At 74.3% G+C, this 17,580-nt stretch carries 16 protein-coding genes; 6 read left to right on the forward strand and 10 right to left on the reverse strand.

Annotated elements, in window-relative coordinates; translation table 11 throughout:
* Window positions 1–113: 113 nt before the first annotated feature.
* From MED01_RS05215 to MED01_RS05250, 8 genes are all read right to left on the reverse strand, one after another.
* Window positions 114–1,373: a DNA polymerase IV gene (locus MED01_RS05215; protein WP_238667392.1), complete on the reverse strand. Its 1,260-nt coding sequence runs from the start codon at window positions 1,371–1,373 to the stop codon at window positions 114–116.
* Between the two features lie 62 nt (window positions 1,374–1,435).
* Window positions 1,436–2,608: an alkaline phosphatase family protein gene (locus MED01_RS05220; RefSeq protein WP_238667393.1), complete on the reverse strand. Its 1,173-nt coding sequence runs from the start codon at window positions 2,606–2,608 to the stop codon at window positions 1,436–1,438.
* A complete protein-coding gene (locus tag MED01_RS05225) occupies window positions 2,605–3,372 on the reverse strand; it encodes a methyltransferase domain-containing protein (RefSeq protein WP_238667394.1) in 768 nt (255 codons plus the stop codon). The genes MED01_RS05220 and MED01_RS05225 overlap by 4 nt, the downstream gene beginning before the upstream one ends.
* Window positions 3,373–3,448: 76 nt before the next feature.
* Complete coding sequence (locus MED01_RS05230; RefSeq protein WP_167492956.1) at window positions 3,449–3,625, reverse strand: hypothetical protein; 177 nt, start codon at window positions 3,623–3,625, stop codon at window positions 3,449–3,451.
* Between the two features lie 93 nt (window positions 3,626–3,718).
* Window positions 3,719–7,102, reverse strand: coding sequence for an error-prone DNA polymerase (locus tag MED01_RS05235; protein WP_238667395.1), 3,384 nt, complete (start codon window positions 7,100–7,102; stop codon window positions 3,719–3,721).
* A gap of 48 nt (window positions 7,103–7,150) precedes the next feature.
* Window positions 7,151–8,764, reverse strand: a complete 1,614-nt coding sequence (locus MED01_RS05240; protein WP_238667396.1) for a DNA polymerase Y family protein — start codon at window positions 8,762–8,764, stop codon at window positions 7,151–7,153.
* Window positions 8,761–9,486 (reverse strand): DnaE2-dependent mutagenesis accessory factor ImuA', encoded by a 726-nt coding sequence (imuA', locus tag MED01_RS05245; protein ID WP_196918923.1) that lies wholly within the window; start codon window positions 9,484–9,486, stop codon window positions 8,761–8,763. The genes MED01_RS05240 and imuA' overlap by 4 nt, the downstream gene beginning before the upstream one ends.
* A 102-nt stretch (window positions 9,487–9,588) precedes the next feature.
* The gene (locus tag MED01_RS05250) at window positions 9,589–10,038 is read right to left on the reverse strand and encodes an SAV_6107 family HEPN domain-containing protein (RefSeq protein ID WP_007463070.1); all 450 of its coding nucleotides are present in this window, start codon (window positions 10,036–10,038) and stop codon (window positions 9,589–9,591) included.
* 445 nt (window positions 10,039–10,483) lie between these two features.
* Here MED01_RS05250 and MED01_RS05255 point away from each other — a divergent pair, with 445 nt between their 5' ends.
* From MED01_RS05255 to MED01_RS05280, 6 genes are read left to right on the forward strand one after another with little or no spacing between them, the layout of a single operon-like run.
* The gene (locus MED01_RS05255) at window positions 10,484–10,972 is read left to right on the forward strand and encodes a YbaK/EbsC family protein (RefSeq protein ID WP_238667397.1); all 489 of its coding nucleotides are present in this window, start codon (window positions 10,484–10,486) and stop codon (window positions 10,970–10,972) included.
* Window positions 10,969–11,721 (forward strand): monooxygenase, encoded by a 753-nt coding sequence (locus MED01_RS05260; protein ID WP_238667398.1) that lies wholly within the window; start codon window positions 10,969–10,971, stop codon window positions 11,719–11,721. The genes MED01_RS05255 and MED01_RS05260 overlap by 4 nt, the downstream gene beginning before the upstream one ends.
* The gene (locus tag MED01_RS05265) at window positions 11,718–12,269 is read left to right on the forward strand and encodes a GNAT family N-acetyltransferase (RefSeq protein ID WP_124817698.1); all 552 of its coding nucleotides are present in this window, start codon (window positions 11,718–11,720) and stop codon (window positions 12,267–12,269) included. Before MED01_RS05260 ends, MED01_RS05265 begins: the two co-directional genes overlap by 4 nt.
* On the forward strand, window positions 12,266–13,144 hold the full coding sequence (locus MED01_RS05270) for a carotenoid biosynthesis protein (protein WP_238667399.1): 879 nt from the start codon (window positions 12,266–12,268) through the stop codon (window positions 13,142–13,144). Before MED01_RS05265 ends, MED01_RS05270 begins: the two co-directional genes overlap by 4 nt.
* A complete protein-coding gene (locus tag MED01_RS05275; protein WP_238667400.1) occupies window positions 13,141–14,268 on the forward strand; it encodes a glycosyltransferase family 2 protein in 1,128 nt (375 codons plus the stop codon). The genes MED01_RS05270 and MED01_RS05275 overlap by 4 nt, the downstream gene beginning before the upstream one ends.
* A gap of 12 nt (window positions 14,269–14,280) precedes the next feature.
* Complete coding sequence (locus MED01_RS05280) at window positions 14,281–15,768, forward strand: phytoene desaturase family protein (protein WP_238667401.1); 1,488 nt, start codon at window positions 14,281–14,283, stop codon at window positions 15,766–15,768.
* A 71-nt stretch (window positions 15,769–15,839) separates the two neighbouring features.
* Here MED01_RS05280 and MED01_RS05285 read toward each other — a convergent pair whose 3' ends face one another.
* Window positions 15,840–16,529: a CDP-alcohol phosphatidyltransferase family protein gene (locus MED01_RS05285; protein ID WP_112582773.1), complete on the reverse strand. Its 690-nt coding sequence runs from the start codon at window positions 16,527–16,529 to the stop codon at window positions 15,840–15,842.
* 44 nt (window positions 16,530–16,573) lie between these two features.
* Window positions 16,574–17,491 (reverse strand): methylenetetrahydrofolate reductase [NAD(P)H], encoded by a 918-nt coding sequence (metF, locus tag MED01_RS05290; RefSeq protein WP_112623915.1) that lies wholly within the window; start codon window positions 17,489–17,491, stop codon window positions 16,574–16,576.
* Between the last annotated feature and the right edge of the window lie 89 nt (window positions 17,492–17,580).

The following is a 17,580-nucleotide window of genomic DNA, read 5'->3' on the forward strand; positions in this document are numbered from 1 at the left end:
ACTCCTCCCCGGTCACGTTGGTCGGGCCCACTCGGGCCGACAGACCGTGGCAGCCAACCGGCTGCTTACCCGCAAGTCTACGAGGGGGGTCGCGCGTCGGAAAGCGGGACGACCTATGGGCGGGGTGGATTTTCGTTTCGACGGGGATCACGGTCGCCCATCAGACTGGCCGGACCTATGACGGACCGCCCGAAACGGGCAGCGGCGGCGTCCGCGGCAGCTTCCGCTTCGCGCCAGCCACGCTCGGGCGCGCCGAGGGTGAGTTGCCGGGGAGCGCCCTGCGACGGGGCGAGTCCTTCCACCCGGACACCGACGAGTCGGATCCGCTCGCCGGGGTCCAACGCGGTGTAGAGCGCCCAGACCGTGTCGAACATCTCGCGGGCGGTGTCGGTGGGAACGTCGAGGGTGCGAGATCGACTGACGGTGCGGAAGTCGGCGAGCCGGACCTTGAGTGAGACGGTGCGCCCGACCTGCTCGGAGCCGCGCAACCGGACACCGACCTTCGCGCTGAGCGCCAGCAACGCGCGGCGGATCTCCAACGGGTCGGCCACGTCGACGTCGAAGGTCACCTCGGCGCCGATCGACTTGTCGACGTGCTCGGGGCTGACCCCGCGCGGGTCGCGCCCCCAGGCCAACTCGTGCAGGTGCGACGCCGAGGCGGCACCGACGGCTCGGCGGAGCATGCCCACCGGCGCCTCGGCGAGGTCGCCGACTGTGCTCAGGCCGAGCCGGCGTAGCGCCTCGGCGGCGCGCTCCCCCACCCCCCACAGGGCGTCCACCGGCAGCGGGTGCAGGAAGTCGAGCACCTGCCCCGGGGGCACGACCAGCAGGCCGTCCGGCTTGGCCCGGGTGGAGCCCAGCTTGGCCACGAACTTGGTCGGCGCCACCCCGACCGAGCAGGTCAACGCCTGCTCGTCGGCGACTCGGCGACGGATCAGCCGGGCGATGGTGGCCGGAGAGCCGAAGAGCCGACGGGCACCGGTCACGTCGAGGAACGCCTCGTCGAGGGAGAGCGGCTCCACCAGCGGCGTGACGTCTCGGAAGATCTGCATGACGGCCCGGGAGGCGGCCGTGTAGGCGGAAAAATCCGGTGGCAGGTAGACCGCGTGGGGGCAGCGGGCCCTCGCCTGACTGGTCGGCATCGCGCTGCGGACGCCGTACCGGCGGGCCTCGTAGCTTGCCGAGCTGACCACCCCGCGCGGGCCGACACCGCCGACGATCACCGGCCGGCCGCGCAGCTCGGGGCGACGACGCACCTCGACGGCGGCGAAGAAGGCGTCCATGTCGACGTGCAGGATCGGGCTGGCGGAGTCGTCGGCGTCCGGCCCGAAGCGCGGATCGTCGCCCCGGGGCAACGACTGGCTGCGGCCCATCCCGGCAGGTTAACCCGGAGGTACGACACCACCATCGGCCAGCGGGCCGAACCGTCAGCGGGTCAGCCCCGGACGACCAACAGCGGCACTGTCAGCTCCGCCGCGGTGTCCGACCCGTGGTAGGCCACCAACTTCGACGCCATCGGCCGCTCGGTGCGACTGGCCATGACCGCGTACGTGTCGTTGCAGATCGCCACCACGTCGCCGATCCGGCCCAGGTGCTCCTCGGCCACCGGCCCGAACCAGCCGGTGGCCACCAGCTCGTCGCGGGTGCGTACCCGGGCCGTGGCACCCAGCACCTCCGACCAGGCGGCCCGCACGTCGTCGACAGCGCCCGGCTCGACGTGCAGGTAACGCACCCGGGCCTCGCCGGCCACCAGCCGCACGCCGGCGCGCAGTCGCGGATCGGTGTCCAGGTCGAAGCGGTGCGCGGCAGGGATGTCGAGCTGCCCGTGGTCGGCGGTCACCAGCAGCGCGGCGTCCGGCGGCAGCCCGTCGACCAGTCGGGTCACCAGGGCGTCCACCTCGGTCGCGGCGACCCGCCAGGGCGCCGAGTCGACGCCGCTGATGTGGCCGTGCCGGTCCAGGTCGGCGTGGTAGCCGGAGACCAGTGTGGGCCCGGGCCCGGCGGCCAGCGCGGCCAGCATGGCGGTGGCCACCGCGTCCCCGCCGGCGGCGCCCCGGAAGTCGCCGCCCCGGTTGGCGGCCACCGTCAACCCGCTGCCGCCGAACTCCGGCCGACTCACCACGCTCGTCGTCACCCCGGCAGCGCGGGCCCGCTCCAACTGGGTGGGCACCGGCTGCCAGCGCAGCGGCGACGGATCGGCGGCCCAGTCGGTGTGGGTGAGCACCCGATCGGTGCCGGGCACCCGCACTGTGAAGCCGAGCACGCCGTGCGCGCCCGGCGCGGCACCGGTGCCCAGCGACACCAGGCTGGTCGGAGTGGTGGACGGGAAACCGGCGATGAGCGGCCGGGCCACAGTCGCGGCGAGCCCGGCGATGGTCGGCGCGTACGGGGCCGCGGTCGGCAGCTGGTACCAGCCGAGCCCGTCGACGAGCAGCACGGCGATCCGGCGTACCCCGGCCAGCGCGGGCCGGAGCCCCAGCGGGTCGGTCGAGCCGGGCACCCCGAGCACCGCCAGCGCGCTGGGCAGCACGTCGGCGAGGCGACCCCCGCCGTGGCCCGGCCCGAGGATCTCCAGCGGCGCCGGCCGGCCACCGGCCTCGGCGGTCATGCCGGCCGGCGGGCGAACAGGTGCAGTTGGGCGGCCAGGTCCCGGTACGGCGGTTGGACGGCCAGCGCACGTTCCAGCTCGACCACTGCGGCGGACTGCCCATCGGCGACAGCGGCAGGCAGCAGGTCGGCCAGCACGCGTACCCCGTGGATCTCCTCGACCACCAGCCCGGCGGCGCCGAGCAGCGCGGCGGCGCCGGGGGCGTCGTAGCGTCGGCGCAGCGTGTCGCGCGGGCCAGCGGTGCCGGCCGGATCGGCGGCCAGGGTGGTCGCGACGTCCAGGTGCCCGTTCATCGCACGGCCCAGCACGGCGGCGGCCCGGCCGGCCACCAGCACACTGGCCGCGCCACCCGGGCGCAGCGCGGTGGCCAGCGCGGTCACCACCGGCGTCGGGTCGTCGACCACCTCCAGGACTGCGTGGCAGAGCACTAGGTCGACGCCGGCCGGCTCGACCAGCCCGGCGAGGGCGTCACCGTCGCCCTGCACGGCGACGATCCGGTCGGCCACCCCGGCCTCGGCGGCGCGGCGGGTGAGCGCGGCGAGCGCGTCGGGGCTGGCGTCGACGACTGTGACCCGATGCCCGGCGCGGGCCAGCGGAACGGCGAAACCGCCGGTGCCGCCGCCCACGTCCAGCACTGTGAGCTCGGCGTCGCCGCGCCGGTCCAGCTCGGCGCGGAGCACCGACCAGATCACGGCGGTGCGGGGTGTCAGCGGCGGCTCGGCGAACCGGCCTGGGGTCTGCTCCACCCGGCCGAGCCTAGTCACCCGGCCCGGTGGTGGTGCGGGCGTGTGGCGGGGGGCGCCCACCACACGCCCGATCGGTGCGTGGCGCGGCGGCCGGTCAGGCCTCGGTGCCCTCGGCCTCGTCCTCCGCCCGGGACCGGCGCTCGTTGGCCACCGGACCGTTTGTCACCTCGTACTCGCGGGGGTCGGCGAGGTGCGACGGCACCCAGCCGGTGCCCAGTCGGGTCCGCCGGGCGTTGGCGATTCCACCGGTGTACGCGTGATTTCCCGTCACTGTCGTTCCCCCTCACGGATCACGGGCCGCTCTGCCCGCTCGGGACGAGTCTCCCGCTCGACGGCTCGGGAAACCGTAATGTGGATCACTGAATCAGCGGAAGTCACGGGATGCCGGACTCACCGGTGGCTCGATGGCGTCCAGCCGGTCGGCGATCAGGTTGGTCACTCCCTCGTTTCGCTGCAACCGCCCCCGGACCACCAGCGCGGCGCTGGTCCGCGCCACCCGCCGGTAGCGCTGCCACAGCCCCGGCGAACAGGTGACGTTGAGCATCCCCGTCTCGTCCTCCAGGTTGAGGAAGGTGACCCCGCCCGCCGTCGCCGGGCGTTGCCGGTGGGTGACGATGCCACCGACCCGGATCCGCTGCCCCGGCTCCACCCTGCCGAGCCGGGCGATCGGCACCGCGCCGAGCACGTCGAGCTGACCCCTGATGAACCGGGCGGGATGGCTCTCCGGCGACAGCCCGGTGGCCCACACGTCGGCGACCAGCCGATCCACCGCCTCCATCCCGGGCAGCGTGGGTGCCGCCGCGCCGGTCACAGTGCCGGGCAGCCGACCCGGTCGGTCCTGGGCCGCCGCGCCGGCGGCCCACAGCGCCTGCCGCCGGGTCAGCCCGAAACAGGCGAAGGCGTCCGCAGTGGCCAACGCCTCCAGCTGCGCGGCGGTGAGACCGACCCGCCGGGCCACATCCGGCATGTCCCGGTACGGCCCGCCGACGGCCCGTTCGGCCTCGATCCGTTCGGCCACGTCGACGCCGAGGGTCCGCACACTGGACAGGCCGAGCCGGACGGCGGGGCCGCCCAGCCCCCACGCGTGCGGCGGCTCCCCCGGCCCGCTGCCCCACCGGGTCTCCGGGGTGGACTCCAGCACCGCCAGGGCCCCGCTGGCGTTGATGTCCGGACGACGGACCTCCACCCCGTGCCGGCGGGCGTCGTCGACCAGGGTCTGCGGCGAGTAGAAACCCATCGGCTGGGCGTTGAGCAGCGCGGCCAGGAACGGCGCGGGGTGGTAACGCTTGAGCCAGGAACTGGCGTAGACCAGGTAGGCGAAGCTCATCGCGTGGCTCTCCGGGAAGCCGTAGCTGGCGAACGCGGTGAGCTTGCGGTAGACGTCGTCGGCCAGCTCACCGGTGATGCCCCGCTCGGCCATCCCGGCATAGAGCCGGTCGGCGATCCGGGTCATCCGCTCGACCGACCGTTTCGCGCCCATCGCCCGGCGCAACTGGTCGGCCTCGGCCGCGTCGAAGCCGGCCAGGTCGATGGCGAGCTGCATCAGCTGCTCCTGGAACAACGGCACACCAAGGGTCTTCTCCAGGGCGTTGCGCATCAGCGGGTGCGCGAAGGTCACCGGCTCCTGACCGTTCTTGCGGCGGATGAACGGGTGCACCGAACCGCCCTGGATCGGACCGGGGCGGATCAGCGCCACCTCGACCACCAGGTCGTAGAACTCGCGGGGCTTGAGTCGGGGCAGGGTGGCCATCTGGGCCCGGCTCTCCACCTGGAACACCCCGACCGAGTCGGCCCGGCAGAGCATGTCGTAGACCTCCGGGTCGTCCAGGGTCATGTCACCCAGGTCGAGCCGGGACCCGATCATGTCGTAGCCGTAGTGCAGGGCGGAGAGCATGCCCAGGCCGAGCAGGTCGAACTTGACCAGGCCCACAGCGGCGCAGTCGTCCTTGTCCCATTGCAGGACGCTGCGCCCGGGCATCCGCCCCCACTCCACCGGGCAGACCTCGATCACCGGCCGGTCGCAGATCACCATGCCGCCGGAGTGGATGCCCAGGTGCCGTGGGAACGTCTGCAACTCGTTCGCGTACTCCACCACCTGCTCGGGGATGTTCTCGACATCGACAGTGGCGACCGAGCCCCACCTGTCGATCTGCTTGCTCCAGGCGTCCTGCTGCCCCGGCGAGTAGCCGAACGCCTTGGCCACGTCCCGCACTGCCGACCGGGGCCGGTAGGAGATGACGTTGGCGACCTGGGCGGCGTGCTCCCGGCCGTAACGGGTGTAGACGTGCTGGATCACCTCCTCCCGGCGGTCGGACTCGATGTCCACGTCGATGTCGGGTGGGCCGTCCCGTTCCGGGGCGAGGAACCGCTCGAAGAGCAGTTGGTGCCGGACCGCGTCCACATTGGTGATCCGCAACGCGTAGCAGACCGCCGAGTTGGCCGCCGAACCCCGACCCTGGCAGTAGATGTCCTGGTCACGGCAGAACGTGACGATGTCGTAGACCACCAGGAAGTAGCCGGGGAACCCCAGTTCCTCGATCATGTTCAGTTCGTGGTCGAGTTGCGCGTACGCCGTCGGGTGCGCCTGCGGCGGCCCGTAGCGCTCGTGCGCCCCGTCAGCTGTCAGCTTCCGCAGCCAACTCATCTCGGTGTGCCCCGGCGGCACCGGGTACGCCGGTAGCTGCGGCGCGACGAGCTGAAGGTCGAAGGCCAACTCGGCGCCGAACTCGGCGGCCCGCGCCACCGCACCCGGGTACGCGGCGAACCGGGCCGCCATCTCCGCGCCGCTGCGCAGGTGGGCGGTGGCCGCCGCGGGCAACCAGCCGTCGATCTCGTCCAGGCTGCGTCGGGCCCGGACCGCGGCGACGGTGGTGGCCAGCCGACGCCGGCCAGGGCTGGCGTAGTGCACGTTGTTGCTGGCCACCGTCGGCAACCCGGCTGCGGCGGCCAGCTCGGCGAGCGCGTCGTTACGGTCGGCGTCGATGGGGTGGCCGTGGTCGGTCAGCTCCACTGCCACCGTCTCCGCGCCGAAGAGCGCTGTCAGCCGGTCCAACTCGCGGGCCGCCGCGTCCACCCCGTCGGTGAGCAGCGCCCCCGGCACGTGCCCCTTGCGGCAGCCGGTCAGCACCAGCACATGGTCACGCAGCTCGGCGGCGACCTCCTCCAGGTCCCCGTAATCCGGGCGGCCCTTCTCCCCGCCGCGTAGCTGGGCGCGGGCGATGGTGGTGGCCAGCCGGGCGTACCCCTCGTGGCCGTGCGCGAGCACCAGCAGGTGCGCGCCGTGCGGGTCAGGCTCGCCGTTCTGCGGGCCGGGCAGGCCGAGGGACAGCTCCGCGCCGAAGATGGTCGGCAGGCCCAGCGTCCGAGCCGCCTCGGCGAAGCGGACCACCCCGTAGAAGCCGTCGTGGTCGGTGACGGCGAGCGCGGTGAGCCCCAGCCGGGCCGCTTCCTCGGCCAGCTCCTCCGGGTGGCTGGCGCCGTCGAGGAAGCTGAAGTTCGTGTGCGCGTGCAGCTCCGCGTAGGGCACCACGCCGTCGGGGCGGGTCAGCTCCGGTGGCTCGTACTGCTGGCGCTTACGGCTCCAGGCCGGGGAGTCACCGCCGTCGGCGTCCACGGCGAGCGGGTCCACCACGTGCAGGTGCCGCTCCTCACGCGACCGACCGCCGCCCGACCGGCCGCCGCCGCTGGCCCGCCCGGAGAGCACCCGCTCCAGCTCCGACCAGGGCATCTTCGGGTTGTGAAAGCTCATCGAGCCGCCCTCGTCGGGGCATCCGCCGCAAACCTGGGGAGCACCGGCTCAGTCATAGATCGCCTCCACCAACCACTGCCCGGCCTCGACGGCCAGCAGCAGGGCGGCACCGTCGGCCAGGCTGACCTGGAACCGGGCCCGTCGACGGGCCTCGACCGGCGCCCACCACCGCTCGTCCACGGGCCACGGGCCGGCCCAGCCCACGATCTCCGCCGGCTGGCCGGTGCCGACCACCAGCCGAGCCGGTGGGGCGCTCACCGCCAACCGCGCGCTGATCACCACCGGCTCGCCGGCGGCGTCGTGCACCGTCGCCGCGAGCGGGTTGGGCAGCACCACCGCCGGCGCGGGCGCCGGCAGCCGGCCTGGCCACGGCGGAGCCCCGCCTCCACCCCGGCCGGTGCCCGGGTCGGCGCCGGCATCGGCCGGCGGGCCAGGGCGGGCGGGGACGCGTTCGTCGCCCCACGGCACCAGTCGCACCTGGTCGGCCGGGGAGCGCCCACCACCGAGCACCGCGGTGACCACCGCTTCCGGGCCGAGGATGCCCTGCACCCGGCTCAACGCCCGGTGCGCGCGTTCCCGCTCCTCGCCGGTCTCCCCCCAGAGGCCGGCCTGCAGACCGGCCTGGGCGATCACCCCGTCCGGTATCAGTCGCAGCCGGATGATGCCGGCCGTCGGTCGGGCCGGCCGGGCACCGGCGCGGCCGTTGCTGCCGGAGAGCCACCCGTCGAGCTGCCAGCGCACCCGGTCGGCGATGGCCGAGGCGGTGAGCAGGCCATCGTGCCGCCATACCCGGTGCAGCTCCTGCCCGTGCTCGGTGACCGCCTCGATGCCGAGCCGGGTGCAGGCCAGCCCGTGCCCGGCCAGCCGTTCGTGCAACCGCTCGGCCAGCGCCCGGGCCACGAACGCCGCCGCGTCGACCCTGTCGATCGGCTCGTCGTGCTCGGCGGTCACCGTCAGGTCGGCCGGCGGCTGCCGGACGGCGAGTGGGCGGTGGTCCCGCCCGGCGGCCAGCCGGTGGGCCAGCGCACCGTCGAACCCGAACCGGGCCAGCACGTCGCCGGCCGGCAGGGCGGCGAAGTCGCCGAGGGTGCGTACGCCCAGCCGACGCAGCAGGTCGGCCAGCGCCGACCGGCCGAGCGCCTCGACCGGCAACCCGGCCAGGAACTCTGGTGTCCCACCCGGTGCCACCACCCGGCCGGCGCGAGCGGCCAACCCGGCCGCGAACACCCCGTCGGCGATGCCGACCTGGCTCTCCACCAGGCACGACTGCGCCACGTGCTCGATGATCCGCTCAGCGGCCGCCTCCTCACCGCCGAGGTAGCGGCCCGGCCCCCGGGCGGCCACCGCGCAGGCCCCCGGACGGACCACCTCGACGCCGGCGACCAACTCCTCCACCGCGGCGACCACCGGCTCGAACGCCCGGGCGTCCCGACCGGGGTCGTACTCCACGACGGTGAGCTGCGGGCAGCGCCCCTGCGCCTCCCGCTTGCGCAGCCCTCGACGCACCCCCTCGGCGCGGGCCCGCTCGGAGCAGGCGACCACCCGATTGGCGTGCAGCACGGCGACCGGGCCGGTCGCCGGCACCCCGTCGACGATCTCGGCGGCGAGCACCGGCCAGTCCGGGCACCACAGCAGCAGCGTGCGTGCCGGCGCGCCGGTCATCCCCGACCGACCAGCGCGAGTGGCGCGGCCGATCGGCCCACGGGCGACGGCAGCGTACGAGGGATCACCCGGGTCAGCTCGTCACCGGGGAGCCAGACCTTGATCTCCTTGGGCCGGGCGGCTGCCCCGCGCCCGCGCGCCGAGACGGTGATCTCCCGGCGGCGCAACCGCCCCCGGCCCAGCCCGAGCCCCTCCCAGACTCCCCGGACCACCTGCAGCGTCACATCCGCGCCGTCCCACCGGCCGTACGGGACGAGCACGCTGCCGCGCTGCCGGGCCCGGGCCGCCAACCGGGTGGCGACCGAGGCGGAGACCGAGGCCGGCACTGTGGTGACCACGACGTCCACCCCGTCGATCAGCGCGGCGACCACTGTGGCCCACTCGGGGCCGGGGTTCGGCACCAGGGCCAGCCGGTCCAGGGCGATGCCCAACTCAGCCGCCGCGCCCGCGCCGAACGTCGGCACCCCGACCACGGCGCACCACGAGCCGGCCCGGGACGCCTCGGCGAGCAGGGCCAGCATCAGCGAGGTGCCACCGCTGCGGCGGGGCTGGCCGGCGGCGACCGCGATGGTGCTGCCCCGGCGCAGACCCCGGTTGGGCAGCAGACCGGTCAGCTCGGGCACCACCGGCAGCACTCGGTGGCCACCGACCGGGTCGGGCGCGCTCGCCGGGCGCACCAGATCGGCCAGCGCGGCGGAACCGACCACCATGCGGCCCGCCATTGGACCAACTCCCCCGTCGTTGCTGTGGATCAGATCAGGACCGGCACGCCGTGCCACCGGCCGCCCGGCTCCCCCCGCAGGGCGGCCGGTGGCACGGCGGGATCAGGCGGCGAGGCCGTCCAGGGCCGGTTGGTGGGCCACGCCGAGCGCGGTTTCCACCACCGTGACGAACTGTTCGGCAGCGCGGAGCAGATCGTCGGCCTCCCGGGCGCTGACCACCCGGGGGATGCCGGCCTCGGCGGCGGCACGCTTGCTGGCCCCCGCGGCGAAGAACCGGGACCACTCGTCGAGCTCGGGAGCGACGGCGCAGAGGAGGACCCAGACGCTGGTGATCCGGTTGCGTCGACTCGGCGCGGGTCGGGCCCGGGCGGCGAGCAGAGCCGCCGCCGCGCGCAGGGCGGCCAGGTGGGCAGCTGCGTAGCGCAGGCCGTCAGGTCGGGTCTGGCCGGCCTCGACCAGCCCACGGCGGGCCAACGTGAGGAGTTGGGCGGGGGTGCGGTGCGGCAGCACGTGCGCCGGCACCGTCGGTGCCTGAGCCGGGTTGGTCGGCATGGATGTCTCTCCTCCACGTGGCCGAGACGTCACTGCGGTGGCTGATGCCACCGACGAGACGCCGAGGTCGGGGTGGTGCGGAGGAAGACGCACCGGGTGTGGCCGGCCGGGTGTGGATGCTTCCCCACACCACACCCGGCCGGCGGACCGGCGGGTGCGTCGCCCGCCGCCCGGGGGTCGTGGGCGGTGGGCGACGCTCCTGCCTGTTGGGACCAGGCTCGCGACTGCCCGGAAACCCAGGTGCGGCCCGCGGAGCCGCACCGCCCGGAGGTGGCGCCGCGAAACGCCGCGCTCCGGCTGGTTGGAACGGGCGTTCGAGGCAATCGAACACTCGTTCTAACTGCTGCTGACAGTACACCTCCCCTCCGACGAAAATGCAACGTGTGACGCGCCGAGCGTGCCGGCCGACTGAACCGGCCACCAACGGACCGGGAAGAATGGCGGGATGCAGCCACACCCGAACGTACGGGCGGTGCAGGACGCGCTCACCGCCGCCGGCACGCTCGACGGCGCCGGTGAGCCCAGCATGGTCCGTCTGCTGCCCGACGCGGTACACACCGCCGCGGCGGCCGCCGAGGCGCTCGACGTCGAGGTCGGCCAGATCGCCAACTCACTGATCTTCGACGCGGACGACACGCCGTTGCTCGTCCTCACCTCCGGCGCACACCGGGTCGACACCGCCGGTCTGGCGGCATCGATCGGCGTCACCCGACTGCGCCGGGCCACCCCGGAGTTCGTCCGGGCCCACACCGGGCAGCCGATCGGCGGGGTCGCCCCACTCGGGCACCCGCACCCGCTGCGCACCCTGGTGGACACGGCGCTGGCGACGTACCCGGAGATCTGGGCCGCGGGTGGCGTACCCCAGGCGGTCTTCCCGACCACCTACACCGAGCTGTTGCGGGTCACCGCCGGCACCCCGGCCGAGGTGGCGTGAGCGAGCGAAGCAGCAGTGCCGCTCCGGAACTGGTCACGCTGCACGTGTGGCGGACCTCCCGTGGCACGCTGCCCCGGGCGCTGACCCGGATGGCGATGGACCCCCGCCGGTTGCGGGCCCTCCCCGGCGTCCGGTTCGGCAAACTGCTGGGCACCGGAACCGGCACCGACTTCGGGCCACGGGACGCCGACCTGACCCGGTGGGCGGCGCTGACCGTCTGGGACTCTCCCGCCGCGGCGGCCGGCTTCGACGACTCGCCGGTCGGACGGGCCTGGGCGCGCATCGCCCACGCCCAGGCGCGAATCGACCTAAGCCCGTTGACCAGCCGGGGCGAGTGGTCCGGCCAGCAACCGTTCGGCGACCCGTCGGGCGGCCGGGTCACCGGCCCGGTGCTGGCACTGACCCGGGCCCGGCTGCGGGCCCGCCGGGCGGCCACCTTCTGGCGGGCGATCCCGCCGGTGGCCGCCGCCCTGCGCGACGCGCCCGGCCTGCTGGCCCGGTTCGGGGTCGGAGAGGCCCCGCTGGGTTGGCAGGGCACGGTGAGCGTGTGGCGCGACCCGACGGACCTGGTGGCGTTCGCGTACCGTCACCCGGAGCATCGGGCGGCGATCATGCGAACCCCCACCGCGGGCTGGTACGCCGAGGAGCTGTTCGCCCGGTTCGAGGTACGCGACGTGGTCGGCGACCGGTCGGTGCTCGGGTGGGTCGCCGACGGCGGCCCGGAAACGGTGAAGGGTGGACGGGCATGAGGTTGGTGCGCTGGACGCCGGACGATCTCGTCCGGCGGCTGGACGACGTGGTGGCCGTCTACGGCGAGGCGATGGGATACCGCACCGATCTGCTGGAAGCCCGGCGCGGTTACATCGCCACCCACGTCCGCCGGCCGGGTTTCCGGGCGGTCGCCAGCCTGACCAGCGAGGGTCACCTCGCCGGCTTCGGCTACGGCTACCTGGGCGCTTCCGGCCAGTGGTGGCACGACCAGGTGCACCGCGCACTGGACGCCCCGACCCGCACGCGCTGGCTCACCCACTGCTTCGAGGTGGTCGAGTTGCACGTCCGGCCACCGGCGCAGGGGCACGGCCTGGGCACCGGTCAGCTACGCGCGCTGCTCGGCATGGCGGAGGGCGACACCGTGCTGCTGTCCACCCCGGAGGCCGACGAGCAGACCTCGCGAGCCTGGCGGTTGTACCGACGGTTCGGCTTCGTCGACGTGCTGCGCGACTTCCACTTCCCCGGCGACGAGCGACCGTTCGGCGTACTCGGTCGGGATCTGCCGCTCGAGCCACCGGCGTCATGACCCGGCGGATCTCCTGGACGCTGCTCGCCGTCCTGGTGCTCGCCCAGATCTGCTACCCGCTCACCACCGGCGCCACCCGGGCGGGGCTCACAGTGGCCACCGTCGTCCTCGGTTGGCTGCTCTCGGTCGGCCACGCGCTGCTCAGCCGGGGCCCACGGGTGGCGGCGGCGCTGGTCGCGGTGGCCACCGGCGGCGGGTTCGCGATCGAGGCGATCGGGGTGGCCACCGGTGTGCCGTTCGGCAGCTACGACTACTCCGGAGAGCTGGGCCCCAAGCTGGCCGGCGTGCCGCTGATCATTCCGTTGGCCTGGACCTGGATGGCCTGGCCGGCCTGGCTGGCAGCGGTCCGACTGACCGGCGGCAGGGACGCAACGGCGGGCGGCAGCGGGCCGACAGCCAGCAGCAGCGGGCCCGCTGTGGGTCGATGGGTGGGGCGGATCGCGCTGGCCACCGTGGGGCTGGCCGCCTGGGACCTCTTCCTCGACCCGCAGATGGTGGCCGAGGGCTACTGGGTCTGGCGTGACGCCACCCCGGCCCTGCCCGGCCTGGCCGGCATCCCGGTCAGCAACTACCTGGGCTGGCTGCTGTTCGCGGTGCTGATGATGAGCGCGCTGCGCCCGCTGGCCGGGCCGGCCGCCGCGCACACCGATCGGCGGGACCACCCGATGGTCGCGCTGTACCTGTGGACGTACTTCTCCAGCATCCTGGCCCACGCCGTCTTCCTCGACCTGCCCGCCTCGGCGCTCTGGGGCGCCGCCGGCATGTCGGTGACCGCCGTACCCCTGACGGTGACCCTCCTGCGTGCCCGCCGGGGCGGTGACTCCGGTCGGGAGGCCCACCAGCCACACCGCCCCGGCGTCGACGCGACCCGATGACCGTCCTGCTCGCCCTGCTCATCGCCGTCGCCGCGTTGACCGGGCACACCTGGCTCAACGCCACCCGGTGGCTGCGCCGACCCACCGACCAGCCCGACGACGTCGACGAGCCGGTCACAGTGCTGCTGCCGCTGCGCGACGAGGCCACCCGGGTCACGCCCTGCCTGCGCGCCCTACTGGCCCAGCGGGGCGTACCAGGGCTACGCGTCGTGGTCCTCGACGACGGGTCCACCGACGGCACCGCCGACGTGGTCCGCGCGGTGGCCGGCGACGACCCCCGGGTCACGCTGCTCACCGGGGTCGCCCCACCGCCGGGCTGGCTGGGCAAGCCGCACGCCTGCTGGCAGTTGGCCACCCGGGCCGACCCGGACGCCACCGCGCTGGTCTTCGTCGACGCCGACGTGGTGCTCGCCCCGCACGCCGTGGCCGCCGCCGTCACCGAGTTGCGCGCCGCCCGGGTGACGCTGCTGTCGCCGTACCCCCGGATCGTGGTGGCGACGGCCGGCGACCGGTTGGTGCAGCCGCTGTTGCAGTGGCTCTGGCTGACCTTCCTGCCGCTGCGCGCGATGGAACGCTCGTCGCGGCCGTCGTTGGCCGCGGCGGGCGGGCAGTTCCTGGTGGTGGACCGGGCCGGCTACACCGCCGCCGGCGGGCACGCCGCGGTCGCCGACAAGATCCTGGAGGACGTCGAGCTGGCCCGGGCGGTCAAGCGGGCCGGTGGGCGGATCGCCCTGGCCGACGGCTCCCGGCTGGCCACCTGCCGGATGTACGACAACTGGCCGCAACTGCGCGACGGGTACTCGAAGTCGCTCTGGGCGTCGTTCGGGCACCAGGGCGCGGCGGCAGCCGTGGTGGCGGCGCTGCTGCTGCTCTACACCGCCCCACCGCTGATCGCGCTGACGGGTGCGGCGGCCGGCGCACCGAGGGTGGCCGCCGTGGGCCTGGCCGCGTACGTGCTCGGGGTGGCCGGGCGGGTGCTCACCGCCCGCGCGACCGGTGGCCGGTGGTGGCCCGACGCGCTCGCACACCCCGTGTCGGTCGTGGTCCTCGGTTGGCTGACCCTGCGGTCGTACCATCTGCGAAAGCGACGCCGCCTGACCTGGCGGGGCCGCCCGGTCAGCTAGGGAGGACGCGGCATGGCGCGGATCGTGGTCGTCGGCGCCGGGGTGGGTGGCCTCGCCACCGCCGCCCGGCTGGCCGCTACCGGGCATCAGGTGACCGTCTTCGAGCGGGCCGACACGGTCGGCGGCAAACTCGGCCGGTACGCGCACGACACCCCGGCCGGGTCGTTCCACTTCGACACCGGGCCGAGCCTGCTCACCCTGCCCGAGGTCTTCCACGACCTGTTCGAGGCGACCGGGGCGAAGCTCGACGAATACCTGGACCTGGTCCCGCTGGACCCGATCGTCCGACACATCTTTCCCGACGGTGGCCCGACCCTGGACTCGTGCGCCGACCCGGCGGAGTTCACCGCCCGGATCGGGGCCGCGTTCGGTGACCGGGCGGCCGCCGACTGGCAGCGGCTGTGGCGCCGAGCGGCGCGGGTGTGGCAGGCCTCCTCACGGGACATCCTGCGTCGTACCGTCGACTCCCCCCGCGACCTCGCGTCGCTGGCCTGGCGCGTCGGCGACCTGGCCGCCATCGCCCCGGGCCGCAGTCTGCGCGGCCTGGGCCGCCGGCACCTGTCCGACCCGCGGCTGCGGATGATGCTGGACCGGTACGCCACCTACACCGGCGCCGACCCACGTCGGGCACCGGCGGCGCTGGTCGCAGTCCCCTACGCCGAGCTGGCCTTCGGTGGCTGGTACCTGCGCGGCGGGCTGGGCACGCTCGCCGACGCGCTGCTGACCCGCTGCCTGGACCTCGGCGTGGTCGTGCAGACCGACGCCACTGTCACACGGATCGACGCCACCGGCGGCCGGGTGCACGGGGTACGCCTCGCCGGCGTCACCACCCCGGTGCCCGCCGACGTGGTGGTGGCCAACGTGGACGCGCTCACCGTCTACCGTGACCTGCTGCCGCACCCGCGTCGGCTGGCCGCGCTGACCGACCGCAGCCTCGCCGGCTTCGTGCTGCTGCTCGGCGTCTCCGGCAGCACCGGGCTGGCCCACCACAATGTCTTCTTCCCGGACGACTACGACGCCGAGTTCGACGCGGTATTCGGTGACCCCGGGCGCGGTGTACGGGCCCGGCCGGCGGCCGACCCGGCGGTGTTCGTCACAGTGGCCGACGACCCGATGGTCCGCCCAGCCGGACACGAGGCGTGGTTCGTGCTGGTCAACGCCGCCCGGCAGGGCACCGCTGCGGGCGCTGTCGACTGGCGACGCCCGGGGCTGGCCGACGCGTACGCCGACCGGATCCTGGACGTGTTGGCGCGGCGCGGCGTGGACGTGCGTGACCGGTTGCTGTTCCGCGAGATCCGTACCCCGGCCGACCTGGACGTGGCGACCGGCGCGCCAGGTGGCTCGATCTACGGCACCGCCGGTGGGCTGCTCCGCCCGGCGAACCGGGGGCCGGCGAACGGGCTGTGGCTCGTGGGTGGTTCCACCCACCCGGGCGGCGGGTTGCCGATGGTGACCCTCTCCGCGCAGATCGTCGCCGACGAGATCGGCCCCGCCTGGTAGACCCGGCCTGCTCCAGCCGGCGCCTGTCCCGGTCAGCGCCTTTCAGCCGGTGTCTGCGGCCGCTGGCTCACTCAGTCGGCGTCGAGCAGGGCGCGGCGGATGCTGGAGAGCAGTTGCCCCAGGCCGAAACCGGCCAGCAGCACCCAGACCGCTGTCGCCATGGTGATGGTGCCGGCGGCCAGGTCCGGCTCGATCAGCCCGGCCAGCCCGGCGACCAGCAAACCGGCCAGCGCCACCGAGACCCGGGTGGGGCGTTCCCCCACTGTCACCGCGCCGATCTCCCGCATGCCGGCGGCGACCGCCCGCGCCCGGACGTACTCGTGCAACCAGGACAGCGCGCCGCCCGCGACGACCAGCCCACCCGGCGCGCCGACCAGCCAGAACGCCAGCAGCCACGCCACCTCACCGAGCCGGTCGGCGACCGAGTCGTAGACGTAGCCGAGCCGGGTGGTGCGGCCGGTGGCGACCGCCACCGCACCGTCCACGCTGTCCGCCACGGCGGCGAGCAGCACGAACAGCGCGCCGAGGAACGGCCCGTCCCCCGGCCGGCCCACCAGCAACGGTACGCAGAAGCAGAGCAGCACCCCGGCCACTGTGACAGCGGTGGGGCTGACCCGCAGTCGACCCAGCACATATCCGACGTGGTACGCGAATCGCAGCCAGGCGCGCACCACCGGCGCGGCGACCCGAGGGTCGAACCCGCCGTGCAACCGCGCCCACGCCGTGGCGTACTGATCCCAGTTCAGCTGTGTGCCCACCACGGATCAACCGTCGTGCCGGGCAACAGGTGTCGCAGGCGCATCGTTCACACGCGGGCGCCGGCCTTCAGGTTCTGCCAGACCTCGCGGGTCGCGGTGGACCGGTTGAGGGTGATGAAGTGGATCCCCGGCACGCCCTCGTCCAGCAGCCGGCGGCACATCTCGCTGGCCTGCTCGATGCCGAGCCGGCGGACGGCGTCCGGGTCGTCGGCGACGCGTTCGAAGCGGGCCGCCAACGCCGGTGGGAACGGCGCACCGGACAGCTGCACGGATCGCTCGATCGTGCTGAACTGGGTCACCGGCATCACGCCGGCCAGGATCGGGGTGTCACAGCCGGCGGCGGCCACCCGGTCACGTAGCCGCAGGTAGTCGTCGGCGTCGAAGAACATCTGGGTGACCGCGAACTCCGCGCCGGCCCGACACTTACGGACGAACTGGGCAGTGTCGCTGGCCACATCGGGCGAGCGGGGGTGCTTGTACGGGAAGGCCGCCACGCCGACGCTGAAGTCGCCGGCGTCACGCACCAGCCGGACCAGGTCCTCGGCGTAGTCCACGCCCTCGGGGTGACGGATCCACTCACCGCCCGGGTTGCCCGGGGGGTCGCCACGAACAGCCAGCACGTTGCGCACCCCCACCCCGGCGAGCCGGCCGACCACGTGCCGCAGCTCGGCGACAGAGTGGTTGACCGCGGTGAGGTGGGCCATCGGCAGCAGGGTGGTCTCGGTGGCGATCCGCTCGGTCACCGCCACTGTGGTGTCCCGGGTCGAACCGCCGGCGCCGTACGTGATCGACACGAACGACGGGCGCAGCGACTCCAGCTCGCGGATGGCCTGCCAGAGCAGCTGCTCCCCCGCCTCGGTCTTGGGCGGGAAGAACTCGAACGAGAAGGTCGGCTGGTGCTCACGGATGAGCTCCCCGATCGCCGGCTGCGGATTGGGGAGTGTCGAGGGAAGACCGAGCGCCACGACCCGACTCTAGCGGTCGATGGCACCAGGACCCAGGCCCTTCCCACCCAGCGGCCGGTGCCGCCCGGTCCGGTGGGCGGCCTCACCCG

The organism is Micromonospora alfalfae, from assembly GCF_022230925.1.
Classification (GTDB): domain Bacteria; phylum Actinomycetota; class Actinomycetes; order Mycobacteriales; family Micromonosporaceae; genus Micromonospora; species Micromonospora alfalfae.